Below are 15,220 nucleotides of genomic sequence, written 5' to 3'. Positions count from 1 at the left end.
CGAGGTCGTGCCGTCGTGGCCGAGCCCGCAACGGCGCGAGTCCAGTCCACACGTGCAGCCGGCCCGAACGGTCGGTGTCGACAGCCGCGGCGGCTCGGCACGTGCCGCCGCCGGGCATGGTGCGATGGGCGCGTCATGGGGCCGCAAATACGCCGTTCGCTCAACCGAAAGCACGCACTATGCCGCTGACCTCGATACCCGACCTGATCACCGCGGCCCGGCCGGGTGGGCTGGGCGCGTTCAACGTGATCACCCTCGAGCACGCCGAGGCGATCGCGGCCGCCGCGGAATCGGCGAAGCGGCCGGTGGTGCTGCAACTTTCCGAGAACACCGCGCGCTATCACGGCGGCATCGCCCCACTGGCGCTCGCCTGCCTGCGCATCGCCGCCGACAGCGACGCCGCGGTCGCGGTCCATCTGGACCACGCCACCAGCACCGAATTGATCCACCAGGCAGTTGATCTCGGCATCCGCTCGGTCATGTACGACGGCTCCGCCCTCGACTACGCCGACAACGTCGCCGCGACCACCGCGATCACCGCGTGGTGCCACGGACGCGGTGTGCACATCGAAGCCGAACTCGGGGAGGTGGGCGGCAAGGACGGCGTCCACGCGCCCGGCGCGCGCACCGATCCGGACGAGGCGGTCGAATTCGTGAGCGCCACCGGTGTCGACGCGCTCGCGGTCGCCGTCGGCTCGTCGCATGCCATGCACACGCGCACCGCCGAACTCGACAACGACCTGATCGCCCATCTGGCCGCGAAAATTCCCGTCCCCCTGGTGCTGCACGGCTCCTCCGGCGTCCCCGACCACGGCCTGCGCGCCGCCGTCGAACACGGCATGACGAAAATCAACATCGCCACCCGCCTCAACATCCGGATGACGGCCGCCATCCGTGAGCACCTCACGCAGGACCCCGAACTCGCCGACCCACGCGAGTACCTCGCCCCCGCCCGCACCGCCATCCGGTCGGAAGTCGAACACTTCCTCCGCCTCCTCGCCGTTTGACCCGCACGACAACGCGCCCGGATGATTGGCTGGGGAGATGATCATTCGACACGTCACGGTCGACTGTTCGGACCCCTTCGCCCTCGCGTCGTTCTGGAGCGCCTTCACCGGATGGCCGGTAACGGACGGGAACGGGCCCGACGACGACTGGGCCCGCCTGGAGGCGCCAGAAGGAACACCGGGGCTGCTGTTCATCCGAGTACCAGAGACGAAAGCGGTGAAAAACCGCGTCCACCTGGACTGGATGCCCACCACGCGCACCCGCGACGAGGAAGTCGACCGCGCCCGCACCCTCGGCGCCACTCTCTACGAAGACCACCGAACCCCCGACGGCCTGGGCTGGGCCACCCTCCGCGACCCCGAAGGCAACGAGTTCTGCATCGAACACCGCTGACCCGCCACGAGTGGCACACCATCGAAAGGGCTTCTCGCGTTTCGCCGCAGCCATGTGCCCTCGCGAAAGCGATCGGCCGGCGGCGCGTGCGAGGGGTTGGCGCGCCGTCGGCCGGTCGGGGTGGTGGGCAGGGCAGTTGCCCACCGGTGAGGCTGTCGATGGATCGCTTCGCATCGACGGGGACACTCTTCCGGGTGGAACTGTGTGCCGGATGTAGCGCAGCTGAGAGTCGGCTGGGAGATGCGTCAGGCGAGGTCGGTGGCGCGGAGCGCCGCGGTGAATGTTTCCCACTCGGTCGGTGTGAACGCCAGCGTGGGTGACGCGCCGGGTGCTCCCGCAAACTTGCTGTCCCGAATCAGCACTCGACCGCCGTCGAAGCACACTTCGACGCATGCGGTGCTGTCGTTCGAATGAGATGACTTGAACCAGCCGGCTGCGCTCCCCATGCCGCTCACGCTACAGCGCGGCGAGTCTGCGTTCGATCACCGTTATCGACTCGTTCCGCGAAAGTGCGTGCTCGGTGAAAGCCGTGCCGAACATGGTCGTGAGGTGGCGCACCGGTTCGGCCTCCTCGATCACTCCGAGATGGACCAGGGTCTCGGTCCACGCGACATCGGGCAGAAGCGCGTTCTCGAACCCGAGCAGGTGGAACGACGCACCGGTGAGCAACGCACCACCCGGCGCGTCGAACGGTATGACGCGGATGTCGACGGTGTCGGCATGCGTCTCGAGGATCGAGAGTAGATGACGTAGTTGACTTTGCAGGACAGTGATACCACCGGTGCGCTGGCTCAGCGCAGCCTCGTTGACGATCGCGGTGACCTGGAGCGGATCCGGCCCGAGGAGCCGCTTCTGGCGGCGCATGCGGATTTCGACCCAGCGATCAATCTCCACTTGCCGAATCCGCGCCCGGTCGTTGGCGATCACCGCACGCGCGTAATCCTCCGTCTGCAATAGACCTGGAACCAAGATGCTCGTGTAACTCCGGACGCTCTGCGCCCCGTGCTCCAACCCATAGAGGCGAATCACCTCGTCCGACAGTAGATCCGCGTACTCCGACCACCACCCGCGCCGCTTCGCGATATCGCGGAGCCGCAGCATCTCCTCGCGTTCCTCGGGGTCGAACTCGAGCAGGCTCATCAGCTTCCGCAGTTTGTCCTCGGCCAGGACGCGTTCTTTCTCCACTTTCGACCAGTACGACAGCGTGAACCCGAGTTCCTTGGCGATGACGGACGCGGAGACGTCGAACTCCGTGCGGCGGCGCTTGATCCGGAGCATGAGCTCCCAGCGCGCCACCGTGGGCGAGAGTGGTGCCATCGTCCGTTGCAGTCCTTCCGGCTGTTCGTGCAGATGACCGTACCCCCATCCACAGCCGGGCGAGTTTGTCAAATTGACTGGTCAACTTGACCTATCGCGTCACCACACCTAAGCTTTCTGTGTTGCGCATCACAGCGGGGGCTCTGCACGACTCCCCGCTCGGCGGGGATGAGGGGGTTCCGATGTCTGTGCACGTCGTCGACCGGACGTGGATCGTGAGCGATCAGACGCCGCATCAGGCGCGGCGGGTCAGTGACGACGCGTGGGTCGTGTCCTATCTGCGTGGCCGGATGGTGACCACGGAGGAGGCGACGGCGGCCATCCAAGCGGCGGAAATGGTTTCGCTGACGGAGCAGTTGGCCCGCCGCGTCGGGCTCACGGTACTGGAAACCGTAGGGCTCGTCGTCCTCGAATCACCCTGGGAAGCCGAGCCGTTGCGCGATCGGTACCGATTGCCGCGTCCGGGCGGGCGGCATCGTCGATGATCCTTCGCGTCTCGCGTGACGCCCGGCGCGACCATTCGATCCAGGGGGTTATCGCAGTGGAACCACTGCCGACCAAAGAGCTCGTCCTGCAGGCCTGCCGCATCGCGCCGCGTCGCGCGCACCCGATCCTGGAATCCGCTCACCTACTCGCGGGCTTGCACGAGCGCAGGCTGCGCTGCGACTTGGGTGGCACGAACGACATCGACCAGCACCGCGCCCGCCTCGTGCTCGCCATCGACCGCTGGGTCGCCACCGAGGCGCCGCCGCCACACGGCGGCGCGCACATGCATACCGAAACCGTGGGGATGGTGGTCGACCGGCTCGCCCAGTTCTTCGCCTGCGCGCACGAAATCCTGTCCGGGGCACCGGAATGGGCGGTACACAACGCCTGGGAGCGCCTCGCCGAACTGGCGCTCGGCTACGAGGATCTCGCATACGAAGTCGCAGCGGGCGTACGCCGCCTGCCCTACCTCAGCGGCCCGCGCGAACAGATCTGACTCAGGCCGAATCCGGGTCCGGCCAGGCATTGGCCTCGACCCGGGCGCGCACCCGGGCCACGTCGGCTTCGGACGGCATGTCGTTGGTGATCTTGGTGATCATCACCTGGATGTCGGTCTGGTCGATGTCCGCGCCGCCGGTGCCGGTCAGCTCGGCGGCGATCCGGGCCACTTCTTCGTCGGACAGGCGGCGGCGCAGCAGAGCGAGCAGCGGGATGTAGTCGGCCTCCGGCACGCCGTCGGGGTATCCAACCCGCAGCCAGCCGATGATCGCGGCGAGGAAGGGGGGCATCGGCGGCGGCTCGGTCAGTCGGAATCGGCGGGCGGATCGGCCAGCGGCCATCCCCCTGCGGCGAGGTGGGAGGCGACGCGGGCGACGTCGCCCTCGTCCGGTTGTTCCTTGGCGACGCGGGCGATGGCCTCCTCGATCTCGGCGTGCGTGATCTGGCTGGACGGATTGGACGCGACCAGTTCCTCGGCGATCGCCACCACCTCGTAGTCGGTGAGGTGCCGGTGCAGCACGGCGAACAAGGCCACGTAATCCGACTGCGGAACGCCCTGCGGATAGCCCGCGCGCAGCCAGCCCACGACTTTGCCGAGCAACTTCGGCCGGACCGGGACCGGTTTCACTGGATCCGTCACGCTGGCACTCCTCACGCCTGGCCGAACAAATGGATGCCGAATCTGGCGGCTAAGAACGCTTTCGCGGTGTACAGGATTCCGCCGACGATCGCCACCACGACCAGGACGAAGCACGCCAGCGCGACCGCGAGCGCGGGATAGTTGCGCCGCACCGTGCCCGTACCCGCGTCGGTCGTCCCGGTCATCGACCAGAACCGCACACCGACCGCGAAGATCATCGGCAGACCTGCGCCGAGCACCAGCCCGGCCAGGGTGACTTTCCACAGCGCGTTCGCATTCGTGACGAGAGTGTGCACGCTGATCCTCCTACACCTGCGATCGGTTCGAGTCCGGCGTTGGCCGGTCCGGCGCGACCGGGGGCGGCTCGGCCCCGTCCCCCGGCCACTCGTTGACATTGCCGGTATGCACCGGGTCGCGCCGCGACCGCACGTACATCAGCGCCGAGAGCCCGATCAGGATGCCGAAGACCACGAGCACACCGGCCAGCCCGCCGATGAGATGTGCGATGGCCCAGCAGATCGCCCCGGCCACGGCGGCCAGCGGCAGCGTGAGCAACCACGCGACCACCATCCGCCCCATCACGGCCCAGCGCACCTCGGCGCCCTTGCCCAGACCCGTGCCCAGGATGGAGCCGGTCGCGGTCTGCGTGGTGGACAGCGGCAACCCGAAGTGCGCCGAGGTCAGGATGATCGCGGCCGAGGCGGATTCCGCCGCGAGTCCCTGCGGCGAGTCGATCTCGACCAAGCCCTTGCCCAGCGTGCGGATGATCCGCCAGCCGCCGAGGTAGGTGCCCGCCGCGATGGCCAGCGCGCACGCGGCCATCACCCACAGCGGCAGCTCGTCGTCCTTGGTGAGCGTGCCGTGCGCCACCAGCGCGAGGAAGATCACGCCCATCGTCTTCTGGGCGTCGTTCGTGCCGTGCGCCAGCGAGACCAGCGAGGCGGAGCCGATCTGCCCCCAGCGGAAGCCTTCGGTGACCTTCTCCTCCTCGGCGGCTCGCGTGATCCGGTACACCAGCCAGGTGCCGATCGCCGAGACCAGCGCGGCGACGACGGGTGCGAGCACCGCGGGCAGGACGATCTTGGTGAGCACGCCGTCGGACCCGGACGCCCAGATCACCCCGCTCCAGCCGAGCGCGGCCAGCGTCGCCCCGATCAGACCGCCGAACAGCGCGTGCGACGAACTCGACGGCAGCCCGAACAGCCAGGTGAGCAGATTCCACAGGATCCCGCCGACCAGACCGGCGAACACGATGACGATCAGGTCCTGGCCGCCGACGGCATCGAGCCGCACGATGCCCTTCGCCACGGTGGCGGCCACCGCCACCGACAGGAACGCGCCGACGAGGTTCAGCGCCGCCGAGAGCGCGACCGCCACCCTCGGCCGCAGCGCGCCGGTGGCGATCGAGGTCGCCATCGCGTTGGCGGTGTCGTGGAAACCGTTCGTGAAATCGAAGGCGAGTGCTGTGACGATGACGATCAGCAGAACCAGTAATTCGACGGTCACGCCTCCAGTGTGCTGCACCCCCGAACGCGATGGTCATGCCGGTTACCGGAAGTTCGTCCGACACGCATGGGCTAGTCTGGTTCGCCCAGTTCAGCCGGTTCGCGTGCAGTTCGGGGCGACCGGCCGGCCGGCGAACCGATCGTCGATCCACGAGTTCGCGCCCGGGATGCCGCTGAGGCCGACCACGAAGTGTTCGCCGAGATAGACCTGGAAGTCCACCGGCGTCCCGGCGCCGCACCAGTCCGCGTAGAGCTTCTCCGCCCCCGCGAGCGGCACCCACGGGTCGTGCGTGCCGTGATAGAGGAACACCGGCACCGTCGGCGCGCTCGCGCCCAGCCGATTGGCGGTCATGATCTCCCTGACCATCGGCAGCTCGGTGGGCGCGGCGGCATGGGTGAGCGCCTGCACCGGAATCGGCGCCACGACACCGCCGAACTCCTCCGCGACCATACACAGATCCTTGCCGATCTGGGCCAGTCGCCAGCCGTCGTCGTTCATCAGATCGAGCAGCTCCGGGTATTCCCGCGCCAGGCCGAGCGTCGCGGCGAGGAAAACTCCGGACGCGGCGTTGCGGCCGTTCATGGTGGACAGCAGCAGGTCGAAGTCGGCGGGGACACCGCCGAACGCCGCGCCGACCAAATTGAGCTCCGGCGCGTAGCGGGGGGCCAGTTGAGCGGCCCACCCGCTCGCGATGGCTCCGCCGGAGTAGCCGGTGACCACGGTCGGAGCATCCGGTCGCAATCCGAACTCCGGCGTGTTCACCACGGCCCGGATCGAGTCGAGCACGGCGTGCCCGGCCATCAGCCCCGCCGCGTAGGCCTGCCGCGGGCCCTGATGGTCCGGCACGAGCACCGCGTAGCCCTTGGACAGCGGAATCTGGGCGGCCCACAACTCGGCCCACAACTCGTTCCTGAGCTCGTACGACGGCGCGCAGCGATGCCCGAGCGAGTCGATCGCGGCATTCAGCGACAGCACCGGGCGCGGTCCCGGCCCGGACCACGGCGCTCGCGGCACGAGCAACGTCGCGACCACGGGCACCGGACGATCCTTGGAATCGGTGGACCGGATCAGCAGTTCGGTCGACTGCAACGGCAACAGGGTCAGGCCGGTACCACCTCGGCGGGACGCCAGGATCGTTCCCGGCGGCAGACTTTCGAACCCCGGCGGGGGCGTATAGAACGCATCCCCCAGTGGCGTGGGCAGGATGCCGGAATACTCCCGCGACGGGGTGAGGAACTGTTCGATCGGATTCGCCTGCGCGGGCGTGCCGACCGCACTCACCGCCACGGCGCCCAGCAGCGCCACGACGAGCCGGACATACCGCCGGCACCGCAGAATTCGCATCATCCCACCCACCCGCCGATTCCTTGTCCGGAAGTTCGAACCGACCGGACCACTGCATTGTGGCGGCCATCCGGAACCTTGCGCTGCCCATACTTACAGTGGCTCGACGTGCCCGGCCGCCCGACACGCGCCCGCCGCGGGAGCGTGCGCGCTTCACATCAGGGCAGCAGCGCGCGAACGGTATCGATGGTGTCCGCTTCGGCCGGTTCTTTGTCCGGGCGATACCGGACCACACGGGCGAACCGCAATGCGACACCGCCGGGATAGCGCGGGCTGACCTGCACGCCGTCCAGGGCGATCTCCACCACGAGTTCCGGCCACAGATACACCGTGTGCTGATCGCGCGAGCGCTCGTGGCGCGGGAATTCGGTGGTCTGCCACTGCAACAGCGCGTCGGTGAGTCCTTTGAACGTCTTGCCCACCATGACCGGCTCGCCGGTCTCCGGGTCGCGCGCGCCGAGGTGCAGGTTCGACAAGTAGCCCGTGCGGCGGCCGTAACCCCACTCCGCGCCGAGCACGATCAGGTCGAGGGTGTGCGTCGGCTTGATCTTCTGCCAGGCCCGGCCCCGCCTGCCCGCCGCGTACGCCGCGGTCAACGACTTGATCATGACGCCCTCGTGGCCCGCGGCCAGCGCGGCGTCGAAGTACTCCGCGGCCGCCTCGGCATCCGGGCGCAGCAGGGCGGGGATGGTGTGCTCGCCCGCCACCCGCGTCAGCGCGGCGCGCCGCTCGGACAGTGGGGCGTCGAGCAGGTCCCGGCCGTCCAGGTGCAGGCAGTCGAAGAAGTACGGGTGCAGCAGCAACTCCCGGGTGGAGCTCACCTCGGCGAAGCGGCTCATGGTCTCCTGGAACGGACGCGGCCGCCCGGCATCGGTCAGCGCCAGCGTCTCCCCGTCCAGCACGACGCTCGTGCAGTCCAGACCCGCGACCAGCTCGACCAGTTCGGGGACACCCGCGGTGATCTCGCGCAGCGTCCTGGTGAAGATCCGCACCCGATCGCCGTCCCGGTGCACTTGGATGCGGGCGCCGTCCAGCTTGTGCTCGACGCTCACCTCGCCCGCGAACTCGGTCATCGCCTCGTCCAGGGTCGCGCCGGGCGAGGCGAGCATGGGCTGGATCGGACGGCCGACTTCGAGCCGGAATTCCGCCAGCGCGGCGGCGCCGCCGGTCAACGCGGCGACGGCGGTGACCGGTAATCGGCCCGACAGCATGTACGCCCGGCGCACCAGATCGGGCGGCACCTCGGCGGCGACCGCCACGGCCTCGGCGACCACGGCGGTGAGCGCTCCTTGGCGCAGTTCCCCGGTGAGCAGGCGCAGCAGGAAGCCTTGCTCGTCCGCCGTCGCCGCGGACCACAACGCCGCGAGCAACTCCCTGCGGCGGGCGGCGGACCCGGCGCCGGAGGTGCCGGCCAGTTCGGTCAACGCGGCGTGCACCGCCGAGACCGTCAACGTCGCGACCGGCGCGGGCGGGTGGTCGAGCGTGATGAGCGTGCGCCAGCCCGTGCCGATCCGCCCCTGCGGTAGCTCGCCGGACGCCCAGGCGACGACGGGCGCGAGCTCCTCCGGGGCGGCCGCGGTGAGCAGCCCGGCCAGCGCGGCGATCTTCGTCTTGCGTGACCTGGTCGCGCGCACGGTCTCCGAGGCCACGACGACATCCGAGAACAACACCCTGCCGACGGTAGCCGCCGGGTCCGACACCTGTTCGCGAGGAGTGTTAATCGGAAATTGGCACGGATGCGAAAGCCGCCATAAGCTGGACGCATGGCCAAGACTTTCGTCGGCGCTCGGCTGCGTCAGCTGCGGACCGAACGCGGGCTGAGCCAGGTCGCGCTCGCCCAGCAGCTGGAGATCTCGGCGAGCTATCTCAACCAGATCGAGCACGATGTGCGCCCGCTCACCGTGCCGGTGCTGCTGAAGATCAGCGACGTGTTCGGCGTCGACGCGACCTTCTTCTCCGCCCAGGACGACACCAGGCTCATCGCCGAGCTCCAAGAGGTCGTGATGGACGAGGAACTGGGTATCGAGGCCGACGCCCAGGAGATCGCGGATATGGTCTCGGCGCACCCGAGCATGGCCCGCGCGCTGGTCAACATGCACAACCGCTACCGCAACACCTCCGCCCAGCTGGCCGCGGCCACCGAGGACCGGTTCGCCGACGGCGCGGGCAGCGGCGCGATCAGCAAGCCGCACGAGGAAGTGCGCGACTACTTCTATCAGCGTCAGAACTACATCCACGAGCTGGACACCGCCGCCGAGGACCTGACCACCCGCATCCGTTTCCACGGCGGCGACGTGAACAGCGAGATCGCCAGGATGTTGCGCGGCCACGACGTGCGGATCACCGAGCGCATCGACCTCGGCGAGGGCGTGCTGCACCGCTACGACCCGCAGACCCGCACCCTGGAGATCGCGCCGCATCTGTCCGGCGGGCAGCGGACCTTCAAACTGGCCGCCGAGCTGGCCTACTTCGAGTGCGGCGAGCTGCTGGAGAAGCTGGTCGAGGAGGGCAATTTCGCATCCGAGGACGCCCGCAAACTGGCGATGCTCGGGCTGGCCAACTACTTCGCCGCGGCGACGGTGCTGCCGTACACGCATTTCCACGAGGTGGCCGAGGATTTCCGCTACGACATCGAACGGTTGTCGGCGTTCTTCACGCAGAGTTACGAGACCATCTGTCACCGGCTCTCCACGCTGCAACGACCGTCGCTACGCGGCGTGCCGTTCTCGTTCGTGCGGGTCGACCGGGCGGGCAACATGTCCAAGCGCCAGTCCGCCACCGGTTTCCACTTCTCCTCCAGCGGCGGCACGTGCCCGCTGTGGAACGTCTACGAGACCTTCGCCTACCCCGGCAAGATCATGACGCAGATCGCGCAGATGCCCGACGGCCGCAAATACCTCTGGGTGGCTCGCACCGTCGAACGCCGCGCCACGCGTTTCGGACAGCCGAGCAAGACCTTCGCCATCGGCCTCGGCTGCGAGCTGCGCCACGCGGCCCGCGTGATCTACGCCGACGGCATCGATCTCGATGAAGTGCAGCCGACGCCGATCGGTGCGGGCTGCCGGGTCTGCGAACGTGCCAACTGCCCGCAGCGCGCGTTCCCGCCGCTGGGCAAGGTGCTCGACATCAGCGAGCACCGCAGCTCGGTTTCGCCTTACGTGCTGAAGTAGCCGCACGGGTTCCGCGGGTTGTCGCCGTGACCGGACCGGATGATTCGCGGTACCCCATGCCCGCCCTGATACCGCTGATCGCGACGCCGGAGGGTTGGCGTCACAGCGTCGTGGACACGCGAGGCGGAATGCTCTGCGGTCGTCTGGCGTGTGTCCCTGTCGACGCCGAACCCGGCCGGGCGCGTGCCGCCGCGGTCGCGATGCTGCGCGAAGTGGCCCGGGGATGCGTGGTCATGGGGGACGACCCGTTTACCGGCCAGGTCGTTGCGGTATATCGCTGGTCTCGAGTACATGTCCGTTGCGGTACGTCGCTGATCCTGAATACATATCCGGCCGGTCTCGCGACACGAGACCGGCCGGACGTCATGGTCAGGCGGCTTGCGCCCGGCGTTGCATACGGAGACCGACCACCGTCATCGCCAGCGCCGCGACGAGCAGGAGCGCCAGCGTCGAGGCCAGAGCCGCGAAACCGTGGGGCGCGGCGGCGGCCGCGACCAGGGGGCCGATGGTCGCGCCAACATAGAAGCTGAACATCGCGACCGACATGGCGGCGGCACGGGATTCGCCGCCCAGTTCGCCCGCGCTCTGCAACACGGCCGGTGCGATGATGCCCAGCCCGCCGACCAGAACGGCGAGCAAGACGGCCAGGACGACCGGATGGGCCCCCTCGAAGGTCGCGATGACCATCGCCGCGGCGGCGATCAGCACGCCCAGCACGATCTGACCGTGCTTGGACAGCCTGGCCAGCGGCACCGCGAGCAGCGGGAGCGCGACCATCACCGGCAGCGCGCCAGCGCGCAACGCGAGCAGTTCACCCGAACCCCGGACCACTCCGGTCAGTTCCAGGCCGGTGTACACCCCGACCATCACCGCCATGCTCATCGCGCCCGCGATCAGCATCGGCACCAGCGCCCGGATACGCAGCACCGCGGGAATCGCGGCGTAGCTGTGCCGCAGCGGCTTGTCCCGGCCGGTGGGCGCGTCGGTCAGCAGCGCGGACCACAGCACGAGCGCGAGTGCGGCGAAGCCGAGCGCGGAGGCGACGAATACCGTGCGCCACGGGAACGCGCCGACCATCCATTGGGACACGATCTGCGCGACGACCGTCGCCGCCAGGAACGACGTGGCCACCGACATGGTGGCCACAGCCCGATGCGCCGGCGCGATGCGCGTCGCCACGTAGGCCATGATCGCGGGCGGAATCGAGCCGACCACCAGGCCTTGCGCCACGCGCAGGCCGACGGCCAGCGGCGCGCTGAACGCCAACCCGGTCAACAGTGTGACCACCGCGGCCACCAGCATCCCGGTGACCAGCACCCGGCGGTGACCGTAGCGATCCGAGAGCGGGCCGAACAGGACGAAGCCACCGGCGTAGCCGAAGGCGAAGGCGCTGATGATCCAGGTCATCGCCGCCGAGCCGACACCCCAGTCGGCCTGCATGGCGGTGAAAAGCGGGATCGGAACATACATCTGGCCGGTGGCCAGCAGGGCCGCCAAGACGAAGAAGGGCAGGGTGCGCCCGGTGTGGGCACGCGCCGAGGTGTCGCCGGTGCGCGTCCGGGCCGGAGCCGCGGAGTGAAGGGTGGGCATAGCCATGACATGAAGGTAGGCCTGGAACGATCCAGCTGTCAACCAAATAGTTGGTTTAATGAAATGGTAAAGTGTCCGTCATGACGGCCACGATGAAACGCAGTGACGCGACCAGGCAGGCCCTGTTGCGCGCCGCCCGCGACGAATTCGCGCAGTACGGACTGGCCGGCGCGCGGGTCGACCGGATCGCGGAGGCGGCGGGCGTCAACAAGGAGCGCATCTACGGGCTGTTCGGCAGCAAGGACAAGCTGTTCGACGTCATCCTGATCGAGACGCTGCGCGAGTTCATCGAGGTGGTGCAGCCGCTGGCCGACACCGAACCCGGCGCATACGTCGGCAAGCTGTACGACTACCACCGGGACAACCCCCAGCTACTGCGCCTGATGCTCTGGGAGGCGCTGCATCGCGGCGCCGACGCGCACGACATCGACGGCTGGCGCGCCGCGCACTACGTGCGGAAATTCGACCGCGCGCAAGAGCAGTTCGACGTGGACTCCGCCGACGCGGGCCGCCTGCTGCTGGCCCTGTGCGGCCTCGCCAATTGGTCGCTCGCGGTTCCGCAGACCACCAGACTGCTGCTCGGCGAAGCCGCCGCGGAGGACACGGACGCCACCCGAGCGTTCCTGATGGAGTTCGCCAGGGCGGCGATGCGCCGCGACGCCGCCCCCGGTGAACGGCAAGCCCGCCTGCCCGAGGTCGAACTGGTCAATGAGTTTACCAGTGACGACGAACCGTCCGGAGTCGATCGCGCCGCACAGCGACTCCGCGACGCCCAAGCCGCCGCCGACGCCGCCCGCGAAGAACTCGCCACCGCCCTCCGCGCCGCCCACGCCGCAGGCGCGAGCGCCAACCATCTCGCCCGCCAGGTATCCGGCACCCTGTCCCGGCCCGTAGTCCTCAGACTCCTATCCCAGCCCGAGCCCTGACCCGGTCCGCCACGCGTCGGCCGGCATACCGCCCGCCACGGCTGCGTGCGTAAGTGCCGGCGGAGTCTTTTCGAAACGGCGCGCTCCGCAGCCCTCGCCACTGACGTGCCCCAGTGCACCGCAACCACAGGTTTCGAGCGAAGCGAGACCTAGAACGCGGCTTCGTCCAGGTTCATGATGTCGTTGTCCAGCGCGGCGATGATTCCGCGGACCGCGGCCAGGGCGGGCAGCGCGTTCTTGGCGAAGAAGCTCGCGACGGCGACCTTTCCTGTGTAGAAGGCGCGATCTTTCTCCGGGGCGTCGGCGGCCAGGGCGGCAGCCGCGATCTCCGCCTGGACCAGCAGCCGCCAGCCGATGAGCAGGTCGCCCACCGCGAGCAGGAAGCGCACCGAACCCAAGCCGACTTTGTACAGCTCGGCGGGATTCTGCTGGGCGGCCATCAGGTAGCCGGTGAGCGAGGCGGCCATCGCCTGCACGTCCTCCGCGGCCGTCCGCAACAGTGCGCGCTCGGTGTCGAACCGCCCGGTCTTCGCGTCCAGGAACGCCGCGATCCGTGCGTTGAGATGGCCGAGCGCCACACCCTGGTCGCGAATGATCTTGCGGAAGAAGAAGTCCTGCGCCTGGATGGCGGTGGTGCCCTCGTAGAGGGAGTCGATCTTCGCGTCGCGGATGTACTGCTCGATCGGGTAGTCCTGCAGATAGCCGGAACCGCCCAAGGTCTGCAGCGACTCGGTCAGGTACTGGTAGGCCCGCTCCGAGCCGACACCCTTGACGATCGGCAGCAGCAGATCGTCCACCCGGTGGGCCAGCTCCGGGTCGGCGCCCGAGACGAGTTGCGCCACATCGGCGTTCTGGTGAGCGGCGGTGTAGAGGTATACCGCGCGCAGCCCTTCCGCGTAGGCCTTCTGCATGGCCAGCGAACGACGCACGTCCGGATGACGAACGATGGTCACGCGGGGCGCGGCCTTGTCGGTCATCTGGGTCAGATCCGCGCCCTGCACCCGCTCTTCGGCGAAGTCGAGCGCGTTGAGGTAGCCCGTCGACAAGGTGCCGGCGGATTTGACGCCGACCATCATGCGCGCGTTCTCGATCACCTGGAACATCTGCGCGATGCCGTTGTGCACCTCACCGACCAGCCAGCCCTTGGCCGGGATGCCGTGACCGCCGAACGTCAGCTCGCAGGTGGGCGAGGACTTCAGGCCCATCTTGTGCTCGACCCCGGTGACGTACACGCCGTTGCGCTCACCGAGTTCCAAGGTCTCGTGGTCGAAGTGGAACTTCGGCACGTAGAACAGCGACAGGCCCTTGGTGCCCGGTCCCGCGCCCTCGGGGCGGGCCAGCACCAGGTGGAAGACGTTCTCGGCGGTGTCGCCGACCTCCGCACCGGAGATGAACCGCTTGACGCCCTCGATATGCCAGGAGCCGTCCTCCTGGCGGATCGCCTTGGTGCGACCCGCGCCCACATCGGAACCGGCGTCGGGCTCGGTCAGCACCATGGTGCCCTGCCAGCCCTTCTCGAAGCCGAGCGCGGCCCAATGCCGCTGCTGCTCGGTGCCCACGTTGTACAGCACGGACGCCATGACCGGGCCCATGTTGAAGAACGACGCCGAGGGATTGGCACAGGTGATCATCTCGGCGACCGCCCAGACCAGCGCCGCGGGCGCCGGGGTGCCGCCCATGCCTTCCGGCATGCCGAGCCTGCTCCAGTCCGCCTCGCGCACGGCGGCGACGGTCTTGCGGAGCGGCTCCGGGACGGCGATCGAGAAGGTGGCCGCGTCGTAGACGACCGGATCGCGATCGGCCGCGGCGAAGGAGTCCGCCACCGGTCCTTCGGCCAGCCGCCGAACCTCCGACAGGATCTCTCGGACGGTGTCGGAATCGAGGTCGCCGTAGGCGCCGGTGTCGAGGAGCTTGTCCAGTTCGAGCACTTCGAACAGGTTGAATTCGATATCCCGCAGGTTCGCCTTGTAGTGACCCACCTTGTCCTCCTCGACTCGGTTCCGCGGTTCGCCGCCGCGGCATTGGGACAGTTCAGACGTCTACGAGTCGAAGCGTGCCGCATCGCGGCGACGCTACGCAACCGTAGCCGGATCCACCCTGGCCAGCACGTTTGCCAGAACCTCACAACTGTTCACCGGACGTTTACGGAAAAGGTTCACACGAGCGAAACAGACGAAACGGACTTGTCATCGAGAGATATTCCGGCGCAACAACTCCTGTCTACCGTTCGCATCACGAATACAGCCGTTGTATACAGCCCCGTCTACAGCCGTGACCGGGGCGAAGACGGCGGTGTTCGACGCGGCGCCCTGCCGACGCCGCCGCAACACCTGATGAGGAGA

At 68.5% G+C, this 15,220-nt stretch carries 16 protein-coding genes; 6 read left to right on the top strand and 10 right to left on the bottom strand.

The features are described from left to right. Positions 1 to 179 precede the first annotated feature (179 nt). Positions 180 to 1,007 (top strand): class II fructose-bisphosphate aldolase, encoded by an 828-nt coding sequence (locus ACWEKR_RS12355; protein ID WP_452354553.1) that lies wholly within the window; start codon positions 180 to 182, stop codon positions 1,005 to 1,007. 37 nt (positions 1,008 to 1,044) lie between these two features. Continuing rightward, on the top strand, positions 1,045 to 1,401 hold the full coding sequence (locus tag ACWEKR_RS12350) for a VOC family protein (protein ID WP_452354552.1): 357 nt from the start codon (positions 1,045 to 1,047) through the stop codon (positions 1,399 to 1,401). Between the two features lie 245 nt (positions 1,402 to 1,646). On the opposite strand, the gene ACWEKR_RS12345 is transcribed toward ACWEKR_RS12350, so the two are convergent. Together ACWEKR_RS12345 and ACWEKR_RS12340 are read right to left on the bottom strand one after the other, a co-directional pair. After that, positions 1,647 to 1,847, bottom strand: a complete 201-nt coding sequence (locus ACWEKR_RS12345) for a DUF397 domain-containing protein (protein WP_452354551.1) — start codon at positions 1,845 to 1,847, stop codon at positions 1,647 to 1,649. A 10-nt stretch (positions 1,848 to 1,857) separates the two neighbouring features. Beyond that, positions 1,858 to 2,718 (bottom strand): helix-turn-helix domain-containing protein, encoded by an 861-nt coding sequence (locus ACWEKR_RS12340; protein ID WP_452354550.1) that lies wholly within the window; start codon positions 2,716 to 2,718, stop codon positions 1,858 to 1,860. 86 nt (positions 2,719 to 2,804) lie between these two features. On the opposite strand from ACWEKR_RS12340, the gene ACWEKR_RS12335 reads away from it, so the two are divergent. Continuing rightward, positions 2,805 to 3,203 carry a hypothetical protein gene (locus tag ACWEKR_RS12335; RefSeq protein ID WP_452354549.1) on the top strand — a complete coding sequence of 133 codons (399 nt, stop codon included), beginning with the start codon at positions 2,805 to 2,807 and terminating at the stop codon, positions 3,201 to 3,203. Positions 3,204 to 3,259: 56 nt separating this feature from the next. Next, entirely contained in the window at positions 3,260 to 3,700 is a 441-nt protein-coding gene (locus tag ACWEKR_RS12330; protein ID WP_452354548.1) for a DUF4254 domain-containing protein, read from the top strand. 1 nt (position 3,701) lies between these two features. Here the strand turns inward: ACWEKR_RS12330 and ACWEKR_RS12325 are convergent, their stop codons facing one another. The 6 genes from ACWEKR_RS12325 to ACWEKR_RS12300 all read right to left on the bottom strand — a co-directional run bounded on the left by ACWEKR_RS12325 (position 3,702) and on the right by ACWEKR_RS12300 (position 8,862). After that, positions 3,702 to 3,992: a DUF3349 domain-containing protein gene (locus ACWEKR_RS12325; protein ID WP_452354547.1), complete on the bottom strand. Its 291-nt coding sequence runs from the start codon at positions 3,990 to 3,992 to the stop codon at positions 3,702 to 3,704. 14 nt (positions 3,993 to 4,006) lie between these two features. Next, positions 4,007 to 4,342, bottom strand: a complete 336-nt coding sequence (locus ACWEKR_RS12320; protein ID WP_195084210.1) for a DUF3349 domain-containing protein — start codon at positions 4,340 to 4,342, stop codon at positions 4,007 to 4,009. Between the two features lie 11 nt (positions 4,343 to 4,353). Further along, positions 4,354 to 4,638: a hypothetical protein gene (locus ACWEKR_RS12315; protein WP_195084211.1), complete on the bottom strand. Its 285-nt coding sequence runs from the start codon at positions 4,636 to 4,638 to the stop codon at positions 4,354 to 4,356. A gap of 10 nt (positions 4,639 to 4,648) precedes the next feature. Next, a complete protein-coding gene (locus ACWEKR_RS12310; protein WP_452354546.1) occupies positions 4,649 to 5,848 on the bottom strand; it encodes an anion permease in 1,200 nt (399 codons plus the stop codon). A gap of 90 nt (positions 5,849 to 5,938) precedes the next feature. After that, positions 5,939 to 7,192 carry a lipase family protein gene (locus ACWEKR_RS12305; protein WP_452354545.1) on the bottom strand — a complete coding sequence of 418 codons (1,254 nt, stop codon included), beginning with the start codon at positions 7,190 to 7,192 and terminating at the stop codon, positions 5,939 to 5,941. Between the two features lie 158 nt (positions 7,193 to 7,350). Then, positions 7,351 to 8,862, bottom strand: coding sequence for an ATP-dependent DNA ligase (locus ACWEKR_RS12300; protein WP_195084213.1), 1,512 nt, complete (start codon positions 8,860 to 8,862; stop codon positions 7,351 to 7,353). A gap of 93 nt (positions 8,863 to 8,955) precedes the next feature. On the opposite strand from ACWEKR_RS12300, the gene ramB reads away from it, so the two are divergent. Beyond that, on the top strand, positions 8,956 to 10,362 hold the full coding sequence (gene ramB / locus ACWEKR_RS12295) for an acetate metabolism transcriptional regulator RamB (protein ID WP_195084214.1): 1,407 nt from the start codon (positions 8,956 to 8,958) through the stop codon (positions 10,360 to 10,362). Positions 10,363 to 10,731: 369 nt separating this feature from the next. On the opposite strand, the gene ACWEKR_RS12290 is transcribed toward ramB, so the two are convergent. Next, positions 10,732 to 11,958, bottom strand: coding sequence for an MFS transporter (locus ACWEKR_RS12290; protein ID WP_452354544.1), 1,227 nt, complete (start codon positions 11,956 to 11,958; stop codon positions 10,732 to 10,734). A 74-nt stretch (positions 11,959 to 12,032) separates the two neighbouring features. Between ACWEKR_RS12290 and ACWEKR_RS12285 the strand changes: the two genes are divergently transcribed. After that, positions 12,033 to 12,878: a TetR/AcrR family transcriptional regulator gene (locus ACWEKR_RS12285; protein WP_452354543.1), complete on the top strand. Its 846-nt coding sequence runs from the start codon at positions 12,033 to 12,035 to the stop codon at positions 12,876 to 12,878. 149 nt (positions 12,879 to 13,027) lie between these two features. Here the strand turns inward: ACWEKR_RS12285 and ACWEKR_RS12280 are convergent, their stop codons facing one another. Then, positions 13,028 to 14,857 carry an acyl-CoA dehydrogenase gene (locus tag ACWEKR_RS12280; RefSeq protein ID WP_452354542.1) on the bottom strand — a complete coding sequence of 610 codons (1,830 nt, stop codon included), beginning with the start codon at positions 14,855 to 14,857 and terminating at the stop codon, positions 13,028 to 13,030. Positions 14,858 to 15,220: the final 363 nt, after the last annotated feature.

It is taken from the genome of Nocardia sp. NPDC004573, from assembly GCF_053602135.1.
This window is presented reverse-complemented; position numbering and strand designations above follow the sequence as displayed.

Excerpts from the sequence above, each read along its gene's own strand:
- ACWEKR_RS12355 (WP_452354553.1), top strand. The coding sequence starts at position 180 with ATGCCGCTGACCTCGATACCCGACCTGATCACCGCGGCCCGGCCGGGT.
- ACWEKR_RS12350 (WP_452354552.1), top strand. The coding sequence starts at position 1,045 with ATGATCATTCGACACGTCACGGTCGACTGTTCGGACCCCTTCGCCCTC.
- ACWEKR_RS12345 (WP_452354551.1), bottom strand. The coding sequence starts at position 1,847 with ATGGGGAGCGCAGCCGGCTGGTTCAAGTCATCTCATTCGAACGACAGC.
- ACWEKR_RS12340 (WP_452354550.1), bottom strand. The coding sequence starts at position 2,718 with ATGGCACCACTCTCGCCCACGGTGGCGCGCTGGGAGCTCATGCTCCGG.
- ACWEKR_RS12325 (WP_452354547.1), bottom strand. The coding sequence starts at position 3,992 with ATGCCCCCCTTCCTCGCCGCGATCATCGGCTGGCTGCGGGTTGGATAC.
- ACWEKR_RS12305 (WP_452354545.1), bottom strand. The coding sequence starts at position 7,192 with ATGCGAATTCTGCGGTGCCGGCGGTATGTCCGGCTCGTCGTGGCGCTG.
- ramB (WP_195084214.1), top strand. The coding sequence starts at position 8,956 with ATGGCCAAGACTTTCGTCGGCGCTCGGCTGCGTCAGCTGCGGACCGAA.
- ACWEKR_RS12290 (WP_452354544.1), bottom strand. The coding sequence starts at position 11,958 with ATGGCTATGCCCACCCTTCACTCCGCGGCTCCGGCCCGGACGCGCACC.
- ACWEKR_RS12285 (WP_452354543.1), top strand. The coding sequence starts at position 12,033 with ATGACGGCCACGATGAAACGCAGTGACGCGACCAGGCAGGCCCTGTTG.